This window comes from Sphingobacterium sp. UBA2480, assembly GCF_002341965.1.
In the GTDB taxonomy this organism is placed as follows: Bacteria; Bacteroidota; Bacteroidia; order Sphingobacteriales; family Sphingobacteriaceae; genus Sphingobacterium; species Sphingobacterium multivorum.
The window spans coordinates 303,374-325,285 of record NZ_DDPA01000007.1; the positions used below are offsets into that span (position 1 = coordinate 303,374).

At 39.0% G+C, this 21,912-nt stretch carries 19 protein-coding genes; 11 read left to right on the forward strand and 8 right to left on the reverse strand.

The window, feature by feature from the left end; genetic code table 11:
- The first annotated feature begins 13 nt into the window (after positions 1-13).
- From B3600_RS14545 to B3600_RS14555, 3 genes are read left to right on the forward strand one after another with little or no spacing between them, the layout of a single operon-like run.
- Positions 14-2,956: a SusC/RagA family TonB-linked outer membrane protein gene (locus tag B3600_RS14545; RefSeq protein WP_286753417.1), complete on the forward strand. Its 2,943-nt coding sequence runs from the start codon at positions 14-16 to the stop codon at positions 2,954-2,956.
- A gap of 10 nt (positions 2,957-2,966) precedes the next feature.
- Positions 2,967-4,619, forward strand: coding sequence for a RagB/SusD family nutrient uptake outer membrane protein (locus B3600_RS14550; RefSeq protein WP_286753418.1), 1,653 nt, complete (start codon positions 2,967-2,969; stop codon positions 4,617-4,619).
- 12 nt (positions 4,620-4,631) lie between these two features.
- Positions 4,632-6,521 (forward strand): GxGYxYP domain-containing protein, encoded by a 1,890-nt coding sequence (locus tag B3600_RS14555; RefSeq protein WP_286753419.1) that lies wholly within the window; start codon positions 4,632-4,634, stop codon positions 6,519-6,521.
- Positions 6,522-6,732: 211 nt separating this feature from the next.
- On the opposite strand, the gene B3600_RS14560 is transcribed toward B3600_RS14555, so the two are convergent.
- The 4 genes from B3600_RS14560 to B3600_RS14575 all read right to left on the reverse strand — a co-directional run bounded on the left by B3600_RS14560 (position 6,733) and on the right by B3600_RS14575 (position 12,007).
- Positions 6,733-7,545, reverse strand: coding sequence for a helix-turn-helix domain-containing protein (locus B3600_RS14560; RefSeq protein ID WP_286753420.1), 813 nt, complete (start codon positions 7,543-7,545; stop codon positions 6,733-6,735).
- A 92-nt stretch (positions 7,546-7,637) separates the two neighbouring features.
- Positions 7,638-8,657: an SDR family NAD(P)-dependent oxidoreductase gene (locus B3600_RS14565; protein WP_286753421.1), complete on the reverse strand. Its 1,020-nt coding sequence runs from the start codon at positions 8,655-8,657 to the stop codon at positions 7,638-7,640.
- 179 nt (positions 8,658-8,836) lie between these two features.
- Complete coding sequence (locus B3600_RS14570) at positions 8,837-9,343, reverse strand: STM3941 family protein (RefSeq protein ID WP_286753422.1); 507 nt, start codon at positions 9,341-9,343, stop codon at positions 8,837-8,839.
- A gap of 201 nt (positions 9,344-9,544) precedes the next feature.
- A complete protein-coding gene (locus B3600_RS14575; RefSeq protein WP_286753423.1) occupies positions 9,545-12,007 on the reverse strand; it encodes an outer membrane beta-barrel protein in 2,463 nt (820 codons plus the stop codon).
- 273 nt (positions 12,008-12,280) lie between these two features.
- Here B3600_RS14575 and B3600_RS14580 point away from each other — a divergent pair, with 273 nt between their 5' ends.
- From B3600_RS14580 to B3600_RS14600, 5 genes are all read left to right on the forward strand, one after another.
- Entirely contained in the window at positions 12,281-12,922 is a 642-nt protein-coding gene (locus tag B3600_RS14580; RefSeq protein WP_286753424.1) for a MarR family winged helix-turn-helix transcriptional regulator, read from the forward strand.
- 112 nt (positions 12,923-13,034) lie between these two features.
- Positions 13,035-14,513: a phytoene desaturase family protein gene (locus B3600_RS14585; RefSeq protein WP_286753425.1), complete on the forward strand. Its 1,479-nt coding sequence runs from the start codon at positions 13,035-13,037 to the stop codon at positions 14,511-14,513.
- Between the two features lie 4 nt (positions 14,514-14,517).
- A complete protein-coding gene (locus tag B3600_RS14590; protein ID WP_046675142.1) occupies positions 14,518-15,354 on the forward strand; it encodes a phytoene/squalene synthase family protein in 837 nt (278 codons plus the stop codon).
- Positions 15,355-15,363: 9 nt separating this feature from the next.
- A complete protein-coding gene (locus tag B3600_RS14595) occupies positions 15,364-15,822 on the forward strand; it encodes a sterol desaturase family protein (RefSeq protein WP_115050190.1) in 459 nt (152 codons plus the stop codon).
- Positions 15,819-16,520 carry a lycopene cyclase domain-containing protein gene (locus B3600_RS14600; protein ID WP_286753426.1) on the forward strand — a complete coding sequence of 234 codons (702 nt, stop codon included), beginning with the start codon at positions 15,819-15,821 and terminating at the stop codon, positions 16,518-16,520. The genes B3600_RS14595 and B3600_RS14600 overlap by 4 nt, the downstream gene beginning before the upstream one ends.
- 68 nt (positions 16,521-16,588) lie before the next feature.
- On the opposite strand, the gene B3600_RS14605 is transcribed toward B3600_RS14600, so the two are convergent.
- Both B3600_RS14605 and B3600_RS14610 read right to left on the reverse strand, forming a co-directional pair.
- Positions 16,589-17,527, reverse strand: a complete 939-nt coding sequence (locus tag B3600_RS14605; protein ID WP_286753427.1) for a proline dehydrogenase family protein — start codon at positions 17,525-17,527, stop codon at positions 16,589-16,591.
- A gap of 50 nt (positions 17,528-17,577) precedes the next feature.
- On the reverse strand, positions 17,578-17,910 hold the full coding sequence (locus B3600_RS14610) for a hypothetical protein (RefSeq protein WP_112375900.1): 333 nt from the start codon (positions 17,908-17,910) through the stop codon (positions 17,578-17,580).
- Positions 17,911-18,355: 445 nt separating this feature from the next.
- On the opposite strand from B3600_RS14610, the gene B3600_RS14615 reads away from it, so the two are divergent.
- Positions 18,356-18,712 (forward strand): response regulator, encoded by a 357-nt coding sequence (locus B3600_RS14615; RefSeq protein ID WP_046675147.1) that lies wholly within the window; start codon positions 18,356-18,358, stop codon positions 18,710-18,712.
- A gap of 15 nt (positions 18,713-18,727) precedes the next feature.
- Positions 18,728-19,483: a DUF4184 family protein gene (locus B3600_RS14620; protein ID WP_046675148.1), complete on the forward strand. Its 756-nt coding sequence runs from the start codon at positions 18,728-18,730 to the stop codon at positions 19,481-19,483.
- Here the strand turns inward: B3600_RS14620 and B3600_RS14625 are convergent.
- Complete coding sequence (locus B3600_RS14625) at positions 19,451-19,777, reverse strand: hypothetical protein (protein ID WP_156167698.1); 327 nt, start codon at positions 19,775-19,777, stop codon at positions 19,451-19,453. The genes B3600_RS14620 and B3600_RS14625 overlap by 33 nt on opposite strands.
- Before the next feature lie 32 nt (positions 19,778-19,809).
- Between B3600_RS14625 and B3600_RS14630 the strand changes: the two genes are divergently transcribed.
- Entirely contained in the window at positions 19,810-21,426 is a 1,617-nt protein-coding gene (locus tag B3600_RS14630) for a cellulose synthase subunit BcsC-related outer membrane protein (protein WP_286753428.1), read from the forward strand.
- Between the two features lies 1 nt (position 21,427).
- Here B3600_RS14630 and B3600_RS14635 read toward each other — a convergent pair whose 3' ends face one another.
- Complete coding sequence (locus B3600_RS14635) at positions 21,428-21,910, reverse strand: GtrA family protein (protein ID WP_046675522.1); 483 nt, start codon at positions 21,908-21,910, stop codon at positions 21,428-21,430.
- Positions 21,911-21,912 lie beyond the last annotated feature (2 nt).

The following is a 21,912-nucleotide window of genomic DNA, read 5'->3' on the forward strand; positions in this document are numbered from 1 at the left end:
ATCTATTTTCACTATGGCAGTGCTTTTGCTGTTTTCCATTGTTGTTATTGGACAGCAGCGTCAAGTGAAAGGTCGGGTGAAAGACAAGTCTGGCACTCCTTTGACGGGAGTATCTATTTCAACTAATTCAAGATCGCTGGCTTCAAGTAAGTCTGATGGAACCTTTGATTTGAACCTTCAAGTGGGCAATTCGTTGACATTTACTTTATTGGGATATGAATCGGTTATTACGACTGTTCCTGCCAGCGGAAGTCTAGAAGTAACGATGATGAGTAAGGACGAAAACCTCGATGAAGTCGTTGTTTATGGTTATGGAAAAGTGCAAAAAAAGGATTTGACAGGCTCAATTGCCAATATTCAAAATTCGGAGTTGGTTCAAGCGCAAGCCACCAATGTAACCGAAGCGCTAAATGGTAGGGTAAGTGGAGTTTTGGTTACCAAAACCAACAATAGACCTGGAGCCGATATGAGTGTTCAAATCAGGGGAACGAATTCATTCAATTATTCCAACGAACCTCTTTATGTCATTGATGGTATTCCATCTTATTCAGGGATGAGACACTTAAATGCCGCAGATATTGAGTCTATCGATATTTTAAAGGATGCATCTTCATCTGCTATTTACGGTTCCAGAGGAGCTAATGGAGTGGTGATTATTACGACGAAGGCAGCGGGAAAAAAACAGGGTTTTCAATTAGAATACGCGGGCTCGCTCAATCTTAAAACACCAACTCGTATTCCTGATATGATCGGCAATATGGGTAACGGACTTGAATACGTAAATTATAAAATTGCGCTTTGGAAAAAGAAATATGGTGAAAGCTCATTAGGCCGCTCTGATTTCCTAACCACTGATGAAAAACGTCGTATTAAATATGGTGAATATTATGATTGGCTACGCGAAGTGACCTCAAATAGCTTAGGAAATACACAATACCTCAGTGCCAACGGACAATCCGAAAAGAGCAATTATGCTTTTTCTGCAGGGTATAATAATGACGAAGGACTGGTCGGTAGCGAAAATTTTAAGCGTTACACGGTCAATATGGGGCTGCAGCATCGTATTTCAGAACGCTTCAAAGTCGGGATGAACAACTATTTTTCGTTTAATAGAACCAATCATGGGGCTGATGATGCACTTATCAATGCTTATTTCATCCCGCCGATTGCAAGTCCATATGACAAAGATGGGAACTATGCATTCGAAGTACAGCCCACATCAAGTAAAATAAACCCTTTTGTTCAAATAGAGAACAATAAGAAAGTTACAGAAGCGAACTTTATCAATCTAGCTGGATTTACGGAATTCAAACCTTTACAGGAGCTCACCTTCAAATCGCAATTTGCGATCCAGCTGGATAATGATACATATGGGGAATGGATTGGTCGATATACGCAGGCTAAAAGCGGTGTCAATGCACCGGATGCCTTCCGTCGGGAAAGCAAAAATCTAAATTATGTTTGGGATAATACCTTAACCTATGATAAAAACTGGGCTGATATACATAAAATTAACGTCGTCGGTTTATTTAGTATGCAGAAAGAAACTCATCAGGGATCACAGATGCGTGGTGTAGGTATGCCTTTTGATTCAGATTGGCATGCAATCCAATCAGCAGACGAAATTACCGATGTTTCGAGCTACTATTGGGAGGCAGCCATGTTATCCTATATGATGCGCTTTAATTACGGGTATAAAGATCGTTACCTCTTGACACTGACAGGGCGTAGGGATGGAACCTCACGGTTAGCACCGCAGAATAGGTGGGGATTTATGCCTTCCGCCGCGATAGCTTGGCGTATATCCAACGAAGAGTTTATGAAAAGACAACACCTTTTTAACGATCTAAAACTACGGCTGAGCTGGGGTAAGAGTGGTAACAATAATATGGACTACAATGTGGTCAATAGCGTATTGGATCTTTCTAAATATGTGATCAATGGTAAAGGACAAAATGGTTATGGCATCGGCGGGACAAAGGGTAATCCTGCTCTCACTTGGGAGATGACTTCAGAATGGAACCTTGGATTGGATTTTGCGCTATTGAACAACCGTCTGTCTGGGACAATAGATATCTATGACCGGACGACCAAAGATTTAATTTTCAGACAATCCGTGGCTGGTCTCAATGGTTTTACTTCTATTCTTCGTAATGTCGGAACAACGGGTAACCGTGGAATAGAACTCAATCTGAAAAGTATCAACGTACAACATGGCAATTTCTCCTGGAAAACAAACGCAGTTTTTTCGCTGAATAGGAACCGTATCAAGGATATTTTTGGCGACGGTAAAGATGACCTGGCGAATAGGTGGTTTATTGGTCAACCTATTCGGGTTATCTACGATTTCGAACGTTTGGGAATCTGGCAAGAAGAAGAAAAGGACATGGCAACAAAATACGGGCAGGCCCCGGGGCATATCAAAGTTGCGGATCTCAATGGCGACGGTGTTTTGGACGAGCGTGACTACAAGGTCCTCGGCACGCCTTCTCCTGACTATACCTTTGGCTTGACCAATACCTTTAGCTACAAAAATTTTGATCTTACAGCCTATGTGTATGGACGAATTGGAGGTTTATATAACGATGATTTCACCTATACATTCACCGCTTGGGACAACGAGCACTGGAATAAATTGAATGTTGCCTATTGGACACCGGAAAACAGAAGTAACAGCTATCCACAGATCGGGGCACAGTCCTATTATACCCAAGTATTGGGAAAAGTGAGCGGCACTTTTGTAAAAGTACAGAATATTACCTTAGGGTACACATTGCCTGCCGCGTTGGCTAAACGGTTAAAAAGTAAATCTTTTAGGGCCTATGCATCCGTTATTAATCCATTTACATTTACAAAGTACCTGGGGCCCGATCCAGAGATTATCGGCGAAAATCTTTACACTCAACTTTCCATCTATCCTCGCATATTTAATGTTGGGGTGAATGTTTCATTTTAATTATTACGACATGAAGAATATATTTAAAAATCAAATAAACCTTTTCGTGCTGGGCGTTTCGCTGATGGTTGGTATGGTCGGTTGTTCCAGCTTTCTCGATGTCGATTCGCCTTCTGTAGTAACCGATAAATTTTACGATAGCAAAGAAGGTCAGCAAAAGTTGCTAGTTGACTTATATGTGAAGAGTAGAGCTGTTTTTAATACAGGTGAAATGCAATATTTCGGAACGGACCTCTACATGGCAATTACCGAAGGTGAATCGGAGCGGATGTTCAACGGTTATGATAAGACCTTCAATGGTACAGCGCCAGTTGTAGGCGGATATTGGAACAATTTATATAAGATTGTACAAGAGTCCAACATTCTGCTAACTCGAACAACTGCAGACATTGCTGGAACAGACTATCCAAAAATGGTAGCGAAAGGTAAATTCTTCCGTGCCCTTGCATATTATTATTTAGTGGAAACATTCGGGGACGTCCCACTTTATCTGGAAGAACAGAAAGAGGTGCTGAAAAGTGTGCACCGTGCCTCCGAAACGCAGATCTATAAACAATTGATTGAAGATCTGGAAAGTGCAAAAGGGACCCTTCCATTCGGAAATGCTGAGCTAGGAGAAGTAAATGACGCTGCAATTCGATTTTTGTTGGGGAAGCTTTATCTAACGCGGGCATATAAATCATATGCGGTGACGACAGATTTTAAAGATGCGGCACAAAATTTTATGAGTATCAGCCAATCGGGTCAATATCGCTTATTGGGATCATATGCGAGTGTGTATGACGAAAATAATCAAAATAATAGCGAAGTAATCTGGGCGATGCAATATGGCACGGACAAGAACTATGTCGGTGGGGGGAATCCACAGCAGCAGCTATTTGGCTTTAACATAACTGCATTGGAGCCTGACCTTTTTGTTCGTAATCAAGCTGACTATAGCGCTATGAGTAGGCAATATTGGGTTATACCGCGTGTTCATGAATATTTTGACAATCCCGATGTGGATACACGTTACGACGTAACCTTCAAACGTTCATTTATAGTGAATAATCCAGCAAGTAAAGATTTTGGCAAATTGGGGATCTATTTTCCACGCTGGAATGACCATTCGGGGAATGTTGTTGGAGCGTTACGTTTTTACCCCTTTAAAAATGGAAATGACTACAATTGGTATCCGCAGTCTACTGCATTGCCTGTACTGACCAATGCGATAGACCGGATGCCCATTATCCAAAAATTCAAAGATACCAAAATGCCCTGGGGTGGGGCAGGTACACGAGAAGATGTTATATACCGTCTATCGGATGCATATTTATTAGCAGCAGAGGCCTATTTGGGCATGCATCAAAATCAAGAAGCACTCCATCTTGTCAATGAGCTCCGCAAACGCGCTGCGCTATCCGAGACTGCTTTCAACGATCAGCTCAAACTGTCGGCTCTTAGCTTGGATGTACTGCTCGATGAAAGAGCACGCGAACTTATGGGCGAGCACGATCGCTGGTTTGATCTAAAACGGACCGGTAAACTTATTGTGCGGGCGAAGGCCAACAATCCATTGGTTCAAAAATACAACAACCTAAACCCCATTCACCTATTGAGGCCTATTCCACAGGATGAAATCAATAAAACCGAAGGATTGACCCAAAATAATGGTTATAATTAAATTGAATGCTTTATGAAATACGCTATGATTACTGGAATAATGCTTGCCCTATGCAGTCTATTTTTGAGCTGCTCAAAATATAAAAGTCCCGATATCAATCAAGGTATGAATGATACCGTTCCACAACTATATGAAGAGCTTTACGAGCCCATTAAAGATAACGGGCAGTATAATTTATTAGAGATGACGGTAAAACCCAAACGATACTGGTCTGTCGTGGAGGTCCTTAACGTTGGTTCTAGAAACAATATTGGTGAAAGCAATGAAATACGAGGCTTACAGTATCATTTATTGGCGCAATCGCTCGCGGGGTTGACCAACCGTGCTGTACAGCAGGGAAAGAGCCAGATCGCTGTCTGGTTGCATGATCATGCGGGGCGGGAATCCTACAGCCTGTCTAAGCAGGCGTTGGGTGATCTTGGGGTTAGCGAACAAGGGATGCAAAGTGCCATTGAGCTGGCGCGGAATAATTATGGCCCGTCCGATGGGATCAAGTTGCAGATAAAAGATCTATTCGACGGTTATGTACTCACGGATGTAACAAATAATCCAGAAAGTAATATCGTGGCTTCAGTGGCTTCTTCCGTGTACAATGCGTTGATTGTTGATGTCCGCGACAAGGCCAAATATGATGCGGCCGGATATGCGATGAAATATGATGCGCGTAATAAATCCACGGCAGATGCCTGGAAAGAATTTAAAACGAAAGTTAGCAACAAAGCGTTGGTGGTTATGCCCGTACAGACTGGAGAATTGCGCGACTTCGCAATTGCCAACAACTTATTTGTCCTCAACATTAATAAGCAAAAAGAGAACGCAACTGCCGGCCAGAATTTACAGGTGTATGAGGAAATATTATCGTGGCTGGCGCCTGGCGCCCCAATCTATGGATGGGAGCAAGGCGTGGATGAGTCGGTATTCGTAAGCAGGGCATCTGCCAAGGGGCATGTCTGGGTCCCTAGCGATTGGACGTATAATATTCCATTGACTTCATTGACATACAAACAGCGTCAGACAGGTGTATTGGCTAAGGTTGTCAATCCGCAGTTTATCGACTGGTCGAAGGATAAGAAATTCGTTGCTTATTATCTTTCGGATGGTGACAATGTACAGTGGATGATGAACGATTTTGTTTCTGATTACTATCAAAACAGCGATGCCACGAACATGAAAATGGGGTTTGGTATTTCTGCGAGCAATCTTTTGCAAATGGCACCAAGTCAATTTAGTAACGTCTTTAATAAGCAGCATCGTGATTATACTTTGATTGAAGCCCTTGGAGGTGGTTATCAATATGTTGATAATTTTGGGATCGAAGATAACCGTACCACACGTCTGGCCAATTTGGCCAAAGATGTTGCACAGCATATGCGGCAACATCGCATTAAAGTGCTTGGACTGATGGCTAAAGATGTGAAGTCGGCAGCTGCCAAAGAAGGGTATCAAGCATTTATTGATGCTAATGATCAGCTCGAGGGACTTGTTGTCTTACAATACAGTCCTTATGCAGGCGGAAAGGGAGATATTATTTGGTTGAAAAATAAACAAGGGTATGAGATTCCGGTCATTAGCATTCGCTATACGCTTTGGAATTTTGGAAATGTTAACCATGAACGGGAGGGGACCCCAGCTTATATTGCCCAAAAACTTACAGCAGACACCGAAAATAAGTTCTCCGTAATCGGGGTGCACGCATGGAGTAAGTTTAGAGATATAGGCAAAGGGGCAGATCCTATCGCGGAAAATACGAATGGAGAGTTGGACGGAGCTTCGGCGGCAAAACTTATGCGAAACCATTTGGGAATAGATTTCGAGACCGTCAACGTCCAGGAATTGATTTGGCGCATACGTATGAGCCACAATAAAGAGGAAACAGAACGATACCTGAAATCCTATTACTAAGCAGGGATTTAACATACAGTCGATAAAACAATACATCTTCCGTTGAGTCATTCTGCCATTGCATGGGCTCGCGGCGGATGTATTGGAAGTCTGCACGATGATAGGTGGCCTTTGAGATAAGCTTGCGCTCGCTATGATTTGTATTCAACGTTTTCAAATGCTTAATATGTATCCGGAATGAAATTCGCTATTAGACCTATTCAACATTTTTTCAAAGTCGCGATGCTAGCAGATCGGTAGGCGTGTAACCAAAATGCTTTTTAAACGCATAGGAGAAATGTGAAAGATTTTCGAATCCTACCGCGTAACAAACTTCGATTGGTTTCATTCTTTTTTCAACAAATTGATAGTGTGCTAGCTCCAATCGTTTTTTTGTTAACCATCGCTGCGGTGTGAGGTTGAAAATCTTGCTAAAATCCCTTTTGAAGGTGGTTAAACTTCGTCCTGTCAGATAACCGAATTTTTCCAGCGATAAATTGAACATAAAGTTCTTTTCCATATAGCCTGCAAGGTCAATTTTGCCGGGTTCTTCAAAGTTAGCCAAAATAGGATCTATTTCTTTATCTATCGCCCGGAGGATACTGATTGCTTCCGTGATTTTCAGGGAGGCAATGTTCTCGGGCAGTTTCTGTAGTTCAAAATAAGGAATCAATGAGGAAAGACAGCTTTCCAGTAAAGGATGATTGTTAAAGCTGTATATCTTTTCCGATTTTCGAGCAGAAGGCTTTATGGTCAGATTTGCATAGAAATTTTTTAGCTTCTCACTCGTTAAGTGCATCACGACCGTTTTGTGAGGCTGTCCATCTTTTGGGTAGTTGATAATTGTTGCTAACTGATTTCTTGGTATTAGAAAAATATCGCCTTTTTTAAACAGGTAAGTAGCATCGGCTTGTACAATTTTTGTTTCACCGGAAATAAACCAGATTAACATATGGCACTCGAAACTGATATCCGATTTGAAGAACTTATCCTCATAACAGGATAGCTTAATATCATCTGTTATATATTTCGCTTTATACTCCATGATTCGAATTTTCTGTTCGGCTTTAAAGGCATTGTGATGACATAAATATAAAAAATTAATAGCTAAATCTTTTATCGTAAGCCGTTTGGATATTAGTCTATATTGAACTTTACTCCGATCATTTCTTCACTAAGGTGCCAAAGGCGTTTTGCTGAATCTTTATCCAATGAATATTGTTGGACACCGTTCTGATGCAGTTTTGTATGGGTTGGGATTAAAGGATCTGTTGGTAGCAACTCTGCGATATCGTTATCTTCCAGATATACACCGCCTATTTCATCTAATAACGGACTGGTCGCTGCAAAAACCGTAGTCGCAGCACCTTGTGGAATGGTCTTCAATGTAGCCATTATCGCTGGGTGTATATTTCCATTTTCATCTAAAAATCCTAACTTCCTCCATTGTTCCGGGTCTGCATCCCGCCCTAATTCTGTACCTCCGATCGAGCCTGGATGTAAAGAATACGCCCTTATATTAAAATCTTTGGCCCGGTTATCTAGCTCTAAAGTGAAAAGATTGCTTGCCGTTTTTGATTGACCATAAGCCTGAAGAGTTTCATATTCGCGATTTTCAAAATTTGGATCTTCAAAATTGAAGGAAGAATTATGATGTCCAAGAGAAGATACATTGACAACTCGTGCAGCACCCGCCTGTTTTAATGCGGGCCACAGTCTAGCTGTAAGATGAAATTGCCCTAAATAATTTGTCGCTAGTTGCGATTCAATTCCACGTTGGTCACGCTGCAAAGGGACCCACATAATACCGGCATTGTTGATTAGTAAATGAAGTGGTCTGCCTGATAAAATGAATTTTCTAGCAAATCTGTCAATAGAAGCCGGTTCAATCATATCCACTTCTTCGATTTCGATATTTACTATACCTGCTAAATTTACTTTTGCTTTTTCAACGTTTCTTGCAAGAACGATAACAGTTGCACCGGCAGAAGCGAGCGTTTTGGTAGTTTCAAGTCCGATTCCCGTATTACCTCCCGTTACAATTGCGATTTTATTGCTTAGATCAATTCCTTTAATGACGTCCTCTGAAGTAGATTTTGCTGTGAAGCCAGAACCGATTGGTTTCTGTAATGCTCCTTGATAATTGTTTGCTTTCATTTTAAAAATTTGATTTTGTTAAGACAAAGGTAGGAGGGATTTTGACGCATGGTTTTGTTTAGACGTCCTAACTTACTTTGTTTAAAAGATCAAATGAAAAATATAAGGCGAACAACTCATTCAATTGACTTGTACAGGTTTTGAACGATGTTGGGGAATCAATCTTTTTCTTTTTACTGTTAATGATACCGCTGATAATACTCTTCTATCAATTTTTTGAGCTCATTGAAGTCAAGCGACAACTGATCGACCGAAATGGCTATTCCATTTTCGAGCAGATGTTGTTGTACTTGTGGAGCGAACTGCTGGATATAATTTTCGGGATTGTGCAGCTTCAAAAAAACAAAATGGACACCATGGGCCATCCCTGTTGAGACGGATTGAATCGCAGTCCATTTTACAGTCCCAACCTTTATTCCTACTGGTGTACCGTTATATCGAATACCATTTGCGTTTAATAGGAGGCCGGTTCGATCTTTATTAAATAGGGCCTTTATACCACCAATCAGACAATAACACCCTAAGCCTCCTAAGGTCAACATCAGTGCCCCAGAGAAAATTCTTATTTTTTCGGCGACAAAGAAGATATAGTAGGCAAATGCCAAAGCCGCTATCGTCATCAGAAAACCAAACAGCGCTAATTTCAGGCGCTTTTTATTATCAAATTCTATGATAGTCTCATTCATAATTCACTTTTTCTTCTATGTATTTATAGGACTAAATTAGAATAACTTTCCTCAAATTTTCAAGGGAATTCCAATTCGTGGTGAATCGTTTTAAATTCGCGGTATTTTAATGTCTATCTGTATTTAAACTATTTTCTAAACTCAATTATATCCAGCGCTATGCCTCCACGAATCATCTGTGATGATCAAAGTATTGATGGGTTAATCTATCCTCGAATCCTTTTCGAGCTTTTTGGTCTGTTTTGCTGAAAAGGTTTTTCCAAAATTGTAGCTGAAACTCAATTTTGCATAGCGTGACTTCAATTTATTCACTGTTTCAATGCTAATCACATTGCCTAAACTGGAAATAGGCGCTTTTTGTAAGTTGAAAATATCCTCAATCGTGAGGGATATATTTAACTTGTCCTGAAGCACTTTTTGCTGTAAACCCGTCGTGATATATCCCGTCGACCCATAGTGCATTTGAAAACTATTTCTTTTCGATGCATAAAAGCCGAGTATTTGAACAGTAGTCTTTGGCAGAATATAGATGAAAGTATTGATCGACCCACTAAAGTTGACAATCCCAGGTAACAAAATATCTTCTGTATTGTTCGATCTGAAAGTTGGGCGTTGTGCTGATAAATATGTACTGACATTCACGCTGCTTCCAAACTTGTTTTCCGACATGACATAACCTCCGATTTGGTTTAGATTGTAATCATTATAATAATTAAACTCTGGACTCCCAACCTCCTCATTATATCTGGAGATATATGTAAACATATTCTTCGAGGAGTTTCCATATAAAGAAAAGATCAGTGAATGGTTGCTATTCCACTTATGTGAATATTGCAGATCTAGCCTATTCGCAAAATATGGCTTCAAATGTGTGTTACCGTTGGTGAAATAGATAGGATTATTGTTCACCGCAAATGGATTGAGCATACTATATCCGGGACGTTCGATTCTTCTGTTCCCTGATAAAGCAATGCTGTTTTTAAGGTCTTTGAAATCATAACGTATATTAAAGTTGGGAAATAAATTAAGATAGTTGTTTTTAATTTGTTCGTCAGTTAAAACGGCTCGTAATTTATAGTCGAACGATTCTAATCGCAAGCCTAAATCGAAGGAGAAGTGTTTCAATTTACCATTCAGAGAAGAATAGGCTGCAAGTATATTTTCGTCGTATTGAACCTTATTTTCACTATTTAATTCTCCTGCATCGATAATTCCATCTGTGGCTAGATTCTTAAAGAAGCTTTCTGTATTTGCACGGGTATATTTTGCACCGAATTTTAGATCAATACCCTTTCCAATGTTTGTTTTGTAATCGGTATTGAATGTCCAGATTTCATATAGTCTGGAAGTAATAAAATTTCTGCTATCATTTTCTGAGGAATTTATTTCCGTGTTAGAAAAATCATATGCCTTTCTCCAGAATGAAGTGTTATTTTCATTCGAGTATTTCGCGTAATTCAAACCGATCGAAAGCTTGCTTTTCGTTTTAAAATCTTTATCATAAATGAAATCGGCGATATGAAAATTATTGTCCAAAAACATGAAGTCCTGCTGTTTAAGCTGCCTTTGAAATTGATCCTCCCGATTATAGATCGTAGCGTCTCTTTCATTAGGAAATTTGCCATAAAAGCTGGCGTACCAATAATTAAAAGAGAGTGTGCTCGTCGAATCAATATTATAAAGTGTATTGGTTTTCATGGAATGTGTTCTTTGGGATCTTTCGCTGGCCTGTTCTTGTCTATAGAGATAACTAGAATCGGGTAAGTAATAGTTTTTTATTAGATCGTTTCGTTTATGTAGGTTTTCACTATATGAAAAATTATAGCCCACTGAAATTTCAAACTTACTTTTTTTAAGATTTAAATTGAGCGATTGGTCCGTCCCCCAAAGGGTGGAAACACTTGTACTTGCCGACCCAAAGAAGCCCAAATTGGAATTTTTCTTAAGTCTGATATCGAGCACACCTCCATCTCCGGCGGAATCATATGCCGCACCCGGACTTGTAAGCACGTTAACGGACGAGACCTCATTGCTCGGTAGAGATTTCAGGTAGTTCAATAAATCTTGACCACCCAAATTGACTTTCCGACCATTGATCAATACAGTAGCTCCTTTTCCAAGCAATTGTAATTTGCCTTCCATTTCATCAACTGTTAATCCCGGAACCTGCTTGAGCAATTCTGCTATATTTGTACTATTGCCTAGTATATTGTTTTCCGCATTAAATCTATACCCACCGGTAATAAGTTCTAGGGGAGGTTTTCTGGAAGAAACTGCAACCTCCTCAAGCTTATTGTCAATCTTATGAAGCTTTATAGTACCCATATCTATATTGCTCCCGTTGGGTATTACAATTCTTTTTATCTGAGACTGAAAGCCCATATGATTGATTTTTAGGTAAAATGAACGCTGACTATGGGTCAATTGGAAGTCCCCACTTTCATTTGTCACCACTATTCTGACAGGATTACTGCCACTTTGATGATCCAGTAAGGATATGGAAACTAAATGAGCAGGTTCGTTAGTAATAGAATCAACTACTTTGCCCGTAACAGTAAAGGTTGAATCGATGAATGAAATGATCGTCGTGTTAGACGAAGCATGAGATATAGCGAAAAACAACAGGTATGGGAGAACTAGGGCAATTTTTTTTAACTCTTTCATGTATTTAAGGTTCTTGTGCAAAGCTTGATGACAATTGTTTGCAGTTAGTGACTATAGGTTAGTCGAGCTTACGGAAAAAATGTTGCACGTGTAATAATAAAACGAACACAAATTTGACACTTAAGGCTTGTCATAGTTAAAGAAAGCCTCTGCCTCGATGGGTTACAGTTTGCCACTATTAAGGCTATGATGTTGGTTTATTTTTATTCTAAAAAATATTATTTTTGAAATAATTAAAACAAATATGGTATATTTATGTTCTAAATAAAGTATATGAAATATCAGCTTTTAAAAGAAATCATTGGATTAGTTGAAGAGTTTGAACAGGAAAACGTAGACGGAATCTATAGCACTGACGCAAATGGATTTAAACGTTGGATAGTAACAAAGGAAACCGATGTTCTCGAAGAACCCAATTGGGACGGTAAGGAAAATGGGCGTAGTCCGGAAAGTGTCATCAGCACGTTAATAGTGCATATGAATAGGTTCGCAAAAAGTTATTCAAAGGCTGCTATTTGGGAATCTGATTTTTCCACACAAGAGGAGTTTATCTATCTTATTACACTACGGTCCTTTGGTGAGATGACAAAAATGGAATTGATCAGAAGGAATATTCATGAAAAGCCAGCCGGCATGGCCGTTATAAACCGTTTGATCAAACAAGGTTGGATACGTCAACACGATTCAAAACTGGACCGCCGGAGTAAGTTGCTCTATATCACAGAAAATGGCTTGTCGGCATTGGACCGGCAAATGGGAAAAATACGCCATGCGACGCACATTGTTTCAGGTGATTTGACCTACCACGAAAAAATAACATTGATAAGTTTATTGGATAAACTGAGCAAATTTCATCAATTAATCTATGATAGAAATATTGCACCGGAAAATTTGCTGGAGCAAGTGAAGTTATAATCCACATCGGGATGCGATAGAAATGACAAAAGGCAATAGGATGTGTACATTACTAGTTGCGGTGCCAATAAGTCGATTGGGAATTGCCCAAGTAGTTTAGCTAAAAAAACAAATGAAAAAGAAGGTAGCCGTTATTGGCGCAGGTTTTTCGGGTCTTTCAGCGGCAGCGTATCTTGCTAAAGCAGGGTACGATGTGCATGTTTTTGAGAAACATACGCAGCCCGGTGGAAGGGCGAGACAATTCAGTACGACAGAAGGATTTAAATTTGATATGGGACCGAGCTGGTACTGGATGCCCGATATCATTGAGTCCTTTTTTTCGGATTTTGGATGCAGCACAGCTGATTTTTTTGAGCTTGTATCGCTCAATCCTCAATTTGAAATGATATTTGACTCCGGACAAGTTCGTGTTCCGGAATCCTATCAGCAATTAAAACTATTATTTGAACAGATCGAACCTGGGGCGGGTACGCAGTTAGATCGATTTATGGAAGCTGCAAAATTTAAGTATGAAGTGGGGATGCGGGATTTCGTCAATAAACCCTGTCACAATTGGGGCGAATTTCTCTCTCCAAAAATTGCACTTAGCGCTTTTAAGCTAGATTTGCTTTCCAATTTCCGATCCTATGTTGCCAAATATTTTAAGGACCAACGATTGCGGACATTAATGGAATTTCCGGTCATATTTCTGGGCGCCTCACCCAAGGATATTCCGGCATTATATAGCCTGATGAACTACGGCGGTTACGCACTTGGCACTCATTATCCGAAAGGAGGTTTTTTTCAATTAGTACTGGCGATGCAGCAAGTAGCGGAGAGGCAAGGTGTCACTTTTCATTTCGATCATAATGTTGATACATTAAAAATTGAAAAGAATAAGATCACTTCATTAGGTGTTAATGGCGTAGATTACGCATTTGATCTTGTGGTTGCATCCGCTGATTATCATCATATCGAAACACTACTTACCAAGGAGTTGAGAAACTATGATGAAGATTATTGGAAGAGTAGGACCTTTGCCCCTTCGAGTTTGATATATTATCTGGGGATGAAATCGTCCATTCCAAATCTAACACACCATACACTGTTCTTTGAGCATCCGTTGGACGATCATATTGACTGTATATATGGTGAAAAAAAATGGCCCCAAAATCCACTGTTCTATGTATGTTGTCCATCCAAAACGGATCCTCATGTGGCTCCTGCAGGCAGTGAGAACCTCTTCTTGTTGATGCCATTGGCGACAGCTATCTCAGACGATGATGAAACACGTGAAAAATACCTAATTAAGATGTTAGAGCGTTTGGGAAAGCATACTGGTACAAAAAACCTATACGAGCAGATTACATACAAGAGAAGTTACTGCGTAAGCGACTTTATCAGCGATTACAATGCTTACGCTGGAAATGCTTATGGGCTAGCAAATACATTAAAACAGACAGCGGTATGGAAACCCAAGATTAGAAATAAGAAAGTCCATAATCTTTTTTATTCAGGTCAGCTGACAGTTCCTGGTCCCGGAGTACCTCCATCCATCTTATCGGGGAAAATTGTTGCCAAAGAAGCCATTGATTTATATCGTAAAACATAAGACCATGAAAAAGCTATTTGATGAACTCGCTTATGAAGTAAGCAAAAAAACAACTGAAAAGTATAGTACAAGTTTCTCGCTTGGTATATTGGCCCTCAAGCCAAGCATTAGGGCTAGTATTTATGCAATCTATGGCTACGTAAGGTTGGCTGATGAAATAGTCGATAGTTTTCATGGTTATGATAAGCAGCGACTTTTGGCGCGGTTATACCTCGAGACTAACTGCGCTTTAGAGGAAGGTATCTCATTAAATCCGATATTACAGTCTTTTCAGGAGACGGTGCATAAGTATGCTATCGACATCGAGCTGATCCGACAATTTCTGCATAGCATGGAAATGGATCTGAATAAGGTCGACTATAATTCCGAACGTTATAAAGAATATATTTATGGTTCGGCTGAAGTGGTGGGGCTGATGTGTTTACAGGTTTTTACAGAAGGTAATAGAGAGCGCTATGAGGAGTTAAAACCTTACGCCATGAAACTGGGTTCTGCATTTCAAAAAATAAACTTCTTGCGTGACCTCAAGGACGATTATCAGGTGCTTGGACGTACCTATTTTCCAAACCTGGATATGGCGGTGTTTGACAATGCACTCAAAAGCCAGATTGAGGATGAGATACACAGCGAATTTAAGGAAGCGCTTTTGGGAATCAAAAAATTGCCTGCATCGGCAAAATTTGGCGTTTATCTGGCTTATAAGTATTATCTTTCACTATTTGCGAAGATTCGGAAAAAATCCTCCAAAGAAATTTTGGAAAGTAGGATTAGAATACCTAATGCACAAAAAGCCTATGTTGCTTTTAAAAGTTATCTACGTTACAAAGCTGCTTACTTATAAAATAGAGTTATGAATTTTATTACAGTATTGGTCACTTTTATTGCTATGGAGGGCGCCACCTGGCTTATCCATAAATACATTATGCACGGCTTTCTCTGGATATTACATCGCGATCACCATGATCACAGCAATGCGGGGTTTCTGGAAAAGAATGATTACTTTTTTATCATTTTTGCCCTTCCCACGATCGCGTTGATGTATTTCGGGTCGTTAAAGGGGTACAATTATCTGTTTTATATTGGATTGGGAATTATGCTCTACGGTATGGCATATTTCTTTGTGCATGATATATTTATCCATCAACGTTTCAAATGGTTGAGTAAAACGAATAACCGTTACTTTTTAGCGCTTCGTCGTGCCCATAAACAACATCATAAACATTTAGGCAAAGAGGAGGGCGAGTGTTTTGGCTTTTTATATGTTCCAATGAAATACTTTAAAATGTATACTAACAATGAAAAAATATGATGCAATATACTTATTCGCTTATCTTATTTTTTACGGTCATAATCTGTTTTGTCGCATCCTTCGACAAGCGGCTTCGATTCGATCGTGAGTTCATCCCATTTTTAAAGGCATCAGCGCTTGTTGCTGTATTTTTTATAGCTTGGGATGTCTGGTTTACCAGTAAGGGAGTATGGTGGTTTGACACAAGATATACCTTGGGACTGGCTATAGCAGGATTGCCATTGGAAGAATGGTTATTCTTTATCTTCATCCCTTTTTCATGTATTTTTACCTATTTCTGCATCGATAAATTTTTTAGATTACAATCGCTATCGGCCTTCAATAATATTGTTGTCTTTGTAAGTGTCATTATATGTGCTGTTGTTGCTCTTCGATATGCTGACAGAATCTATACCGTAGTTACCGCTGCTGTGACTATGGCGACATTGGTGCTTTTTCACTTTGTATTTCGGATACAATGGATTACGCAGGCCTCTTTAGTCTTCACTTTGCTGATGCTGGGCTTTTTACCTGTCAACGGCATACTTACCGGAACAGGATTGGAGTCCCCTATTGTCAATTACAATCCAATGGAATTTATGGGGATCAGGGTACTTACGATTCCGGTTGAAGATGCAGTGTACGGATACACTCAGTTTTTGTGGGTTCTTTACTTTTTCAAAAAGTTTCAAAGTATGCCCCTAAAATCCAATCTATAAAGTGGATGCATTTGGACAGCTCAAATAAGCTCAGAAATCCGCTGCTTTATTATTTACTTTATCGACTCTCACTTTGAATCAACAATATCGTGTAAGGCTCTAAATAAATTTAATGGATATTCGGCTAATCTGTTGCAAAGGTAGAGATACCATTCATGACCATATACAAAATACAGCTTCGTAGGATAACCCTCAGCTTTTAATTTGACCAACTGCTCTGTTTGGATGCCAAATAAACTTTCAAACTCATAAGATTCCTTTTTAGGATTTAGTTGTTCAATTAGTTTTTTTACTTCCTGCTGAATTTCATGATGGTGTGTTGCAATGGAACATAAGTGGCCTTTCGAAAATAACCTTTCAACATAATATAGATACTGTTCATTAAGCTCCTCTCCCCGTGGTATGGATAAACCTTTGGCTGTTTCAAAAGCTCCTTTTACTATCCTAATACGCCCCCTTTCTTTGCACATGGCCTCAAAGTCATCTGCCGTTCGATAGAGATATGCCTGTAGCGTAATGGAAAGATTGGAGAATTCTTTTGACGCTTTCTGATAGAGTTTTAAGATTCTATCTGTTCTTTCTGTCCCTTCGGCACTGATGATTACTTCCTTTCCCTTTGCTATTTCGCATATTTTGGAAAGGTTTTCATAACATAAGCCTTCTGAGATCTCTAGTCCAATATGTGAAAGGTCGAGCGAGACTGTTGAATTGAGGTCCTTTTGATTTATTACATGACAGATCTTTAGAAATTCATCTGTGGCTTTATCCGCTTCCTCAATAGATCGCGTACTTTCCCCCATATACTCCATCGAACACTTAAAACCTTCATTCGTTGAAATTCGTACCTTTTCTACGGTTTCGGTAAGGTTTTCACCGCCGATATAACGTTCGGCGGCTTTCTTCATGAATCGATAAAGTACCTCATTATTCAAAACATACGCTTTGGCATCTTCATTTAATGCAGCTTTCCTTAGTGCTGCAGCACCAGCTATTAGTAACTGTTCCATTTTTCAATTTTAAAATTAGCAACACAAAATACGTAAATTAAATTTTTTGCTTATTGTTTTACCCAATAAAAAGTTTTTGAAAAGATGCCTTTATGGGCCACAATTTTCAACTTTTTTCCCTGGAGGTACATTTCGCAATTACCTTTTTGGCCAGTATCATGGTTTTCCACAGTCCCCTTCCATTCATTTTTTTCAAAACGCACATTGTAGAGGGTTGGACGTCCTTTGGGATCGAGACCAGAAAATTTTCCGTTGCTGTAAGTGATGGTGATAATGAAGCCTTCCTCGGTTTTCCATTTACCTGCAAAATTATCATTGGAGGATTGAGCAACACTCATTATCGCCATGAAGATGATGACAAGGGATGACAGTATTTTTTTCATATGTAATGATTTCATACTGCAAAGCAAATTAAAATAATCTGCAGTGTTTTTAATATATCTTAAAAAATGAAATCAGTTACCTGCCCGCGCGTATCACGCTTAGTGTTTGTTGGGTAATACCCAGATAGGAGGCAATATGTCCCAAGGAGGTTAAATTATAAAGGTCGCGTAATAATTCTTTTTCAATAAATAGACATTCTGTTGTCGATTATATTACTTGAACATTCGATGATCGTATTCTAAAACTCGGCAAGCGCAGCAGTTCCCACTTCGATCAAATTGTTTGAAAAATAACTGAAGATGTGTTGACTAACCATGCATTAAAGTTAATTAGATCCATTTTTTTTAATTTCAATTTTAATTTAGTGATTTTTTTTATGTTAAAATCATTAAATTTATTAAAACAAAAAGCTGTTAATAGAGTTTCTTAACCTAAATACCTAGTATGAAAAAAATATTTATTGTAGATGATGATCCTGTGGTAACAGCGATGTTATCCAAGATTTTAAGGGATCTTGAATTTAGTGATATTGCTGTTTTTACGAACGGCGAATCTTGTCTAAATCAACTTGATCAAAAACCAGACATTATCTTTTTGGATTATCAAATGGAAAAAATGAATGGTTTGGAAGTATTGCAGGAATTAAGAAAAATCACATCAGAAAGTGCTGTTATTTTCACCACCGCATTGGAAGACCTCAGCGTAGCTATGCAATCCATTGCGCAAGGATCCGTTGAATTTTTACTGAAAAGAAATATTACGAAAAAGGAAATTCAGAAGATTTTAGCTGAAATAGATTAAAAAGAAAGGGATATTATGCCATTTACATTTGCACATCCGGCTTTGATTTTACCTTTTCGAAAAATAAATCGTCGTTATCTTTCATTTACAGGTTTAGTTGTGGGAAGTATGGTCCCTGATTTTGAATTCTTCTTTAAAATGAGGACAGGACCTAATATTGGTCATCATTTCCCTGGATTCTTTTTTCTCGATATACCGTTGGCTTTAATCTTATGTTTTATTTTTCACGAGTTTGTCAAAGGACCTCTGTATTCCAATGTACCCCTTTTTTTGCAAAAACGTCTGAAAAAATATGCTTCATTTAAATGGGGGAATTATGCTGTGGAGAACCCATTTGTGGTGCTGTTTTCTGTTACGTTGGGTATCGCAACACATGTGTTCTGGGACGCGTTTACACACGACGATGGATTTTTCGTCGAACGTTTTCATGTTCTTAATGCCACAATATTTTTTTTAAATGCTAAATTCCCCGTCTACGCAATTCTGCAGGTTATTTTTAGTCTTTTCGGTTTAGTTGTTGTATGCAATTGTATCAGGAAAATACCAAAAGATGAAAATCAAATGGCTGAAGGTTATATTAAATACTGGTCTTTGATAGCATTGTTTACACTATTGTTTTTTGTGATGAGATCATTAATCTTATCGCATTATAACACCTTTTGGGATCTCTTTATGGGGCTTATGGGCAGTTTGATTTACGCAATGATCTTGGTATCGATACTCGGGGGATACAAAAAATCAGATCGTTATCGTACTGCTGATAAATCGTGAAAAACCTGTGATGCTAGCCCAGTTTTGTAAAGGTGAAGTCTTGTGATAAATCAGATTCATCTTTTTGGAGACAAGTGAAAGGGCATAATTTGAATGAATAATTTCATTGACACCCGATAAATCTATTTCGCTAACATTGGAAGCATCAATATGAACTAATGGTATGGATGAATTTAATATTTCCAAAATTTTAGACCGCAATGCCGAGGTCTCGAATGATGTAAATCGGTTATCCAGCACAATTAAGCATGATTCTGCATTTGAATTAGTTGTAAGAATTGTGTTATTGTCCATTGCCTTATTTTTTATTAAGTTAATAAACAATTATGAAAAATCTGCTACTCTTTGTTTTGTTTTTGCTTAGCTCTACAAGATTGTCTATTGCCCAAAATGTAGTGACGACTACTGAATTAAGCAATGAACAGCGCGAAGGGTATATACAACGTGCATTGATTTTTAGAAAAAACGAAGCGTTTGAGGTGGCTATTCGTGTGGTGGATAGTATCCTTGCCGTACAGCCCAAAGATGCCGGCGCGCTGCTTCTTAAAGGTGATATGCAATTACAAAAAAGAGCTTTTGGTGATGCCGTGAAAACATTTGAGTCATTATTGGAATTAAATTATGAGCCCATTACCACCCGAATTAATCTTTCCTATGCACTATTTATGCAACATCATCCTGCAAAAGCTATCAAGTATGCAAAGATGGCCTGGGAGTTGGATAAAGACAACCAAAATGCGATTGTCAATTACTTTAATGCCATGTTATGGAATATTCGGACGAAGCAAGCAGCTGCCTTTCTTGCGGAACAGCAAACAAAACTCAATCCAGAACAGCAGTTGCTGCTCCGGGCCCGCCTGTTAACGACGTCGGGTGACTATAGAAACGGCTTAGCATATTACGATTCGCTCTCCGTAAAATTTCCAAATAAATACTATATCAAAGAATATGCAGAGGTACTTTTAGGTAAAAAAGAATTCAAGGAAGCACTTCACTATATGAGACGTGACACAACGAAGTTTTCGCCAAAGGAGCTTCAGGAATTTATGGATAAATATCATGCATGGCGTAGGCAGAATGCAGGTACTGAATTTAGTTACTTTAAGGATGTAGGGGATAATATAAGGTTAGAAAATTCTGTGTGGTGGCAACAAGGTGAAGGGCGCACTTACAGGTTAAGCCTGCGAGCAGGCTTGGGATCCGTCGAATCGCCAAATGTAGAAAAGACCAAACTACAATTTGCACATCTCAATATGATTGAAAGATGGAGTAAAGCTTGGTCAGGGACTACCGATGTGCACTTACAATGGATCGATCCAGCTGGCCGCGAACGATACTTCGGCATCACAGGAAAACAAACCATACAATATCAACCGCATGACCGCAGAATGATCGGTTTGTTTATTGGATCAGATATTTTAAATTACACGGCTTCGTTGCTTGGACAAAAAATCAGAAGTACAAATCTTGGTTATGTCGCCCATATCATGTTAGGAGGTAAATATGGCTTTTATTCGCAAGGCAACATTGGTTTCTTGACGGATGATAATACGAGTCAACAGTTCTTTGGCTCGTTCTATCACCTTTTCAGAACTGAACCTACTTTTAAAGCCGGTATTAACTTTTCGGCACTGCATTTTAAAGATAACAGTATTCAATACTATTTTTCGCCCAATAGATATTTAAGTACGGAAGTGTTTTTGGACTATACAACCCCTTTGCCACTTATATCAAGTTTCTACTTTCAAGTTCAGGGAGCTGCCGGCATGCAACAGATAGAAAAGCAGTCCTGGGAAAGTGCTTTCCGGGTACAGCCAGAGATTGGATTCCGCTTACGTCATTTCGAATCTTCTTTCAAATATCAGACAAGCAACGTTGCTTCCAGTACCGGAACAGGATATCGTTTTAATTGGTTTACTTTGCGACTTGCCTGGCGATGGTAGCTTATTTCTTTTTCACAAACGTGAAATATTTTTGCAATATATAATTGATTGATAATGTAATCGCAGTCGATATAATTTTTGCTAGAGTAGGTTCGGCCCGAAATACGACGATGAGCGTTTTCATGATTAGGTAATCTGTTCCTAGGCCTTGTAAGACAACTATGAAATATTTAATAAGTTTTTTTGCACCCTCTGTTTTTTCTGTAATCCCCGCCTCAAATGCAAAGGTCCGCGCAAGCCAAAAACCAGTTGGAACGGTTATTAAAAAGGCGATAACTAAGCTGATTGTATAAGACTCAAAATGGACACCAGCGACTGCGAGACCAGCTTTTGGCAGTATAAAATGATAGCTTAGTACAAAAATCAGGATATTTAAAATAGTGTTTAAGGCACCTACAGCCAGATAAGCGTATAACTGATAAGGAATAAACTTTTTGAACAGTCTATAGAAAAGATTTAAAAACAACGTGATAATTTTAGCCATGA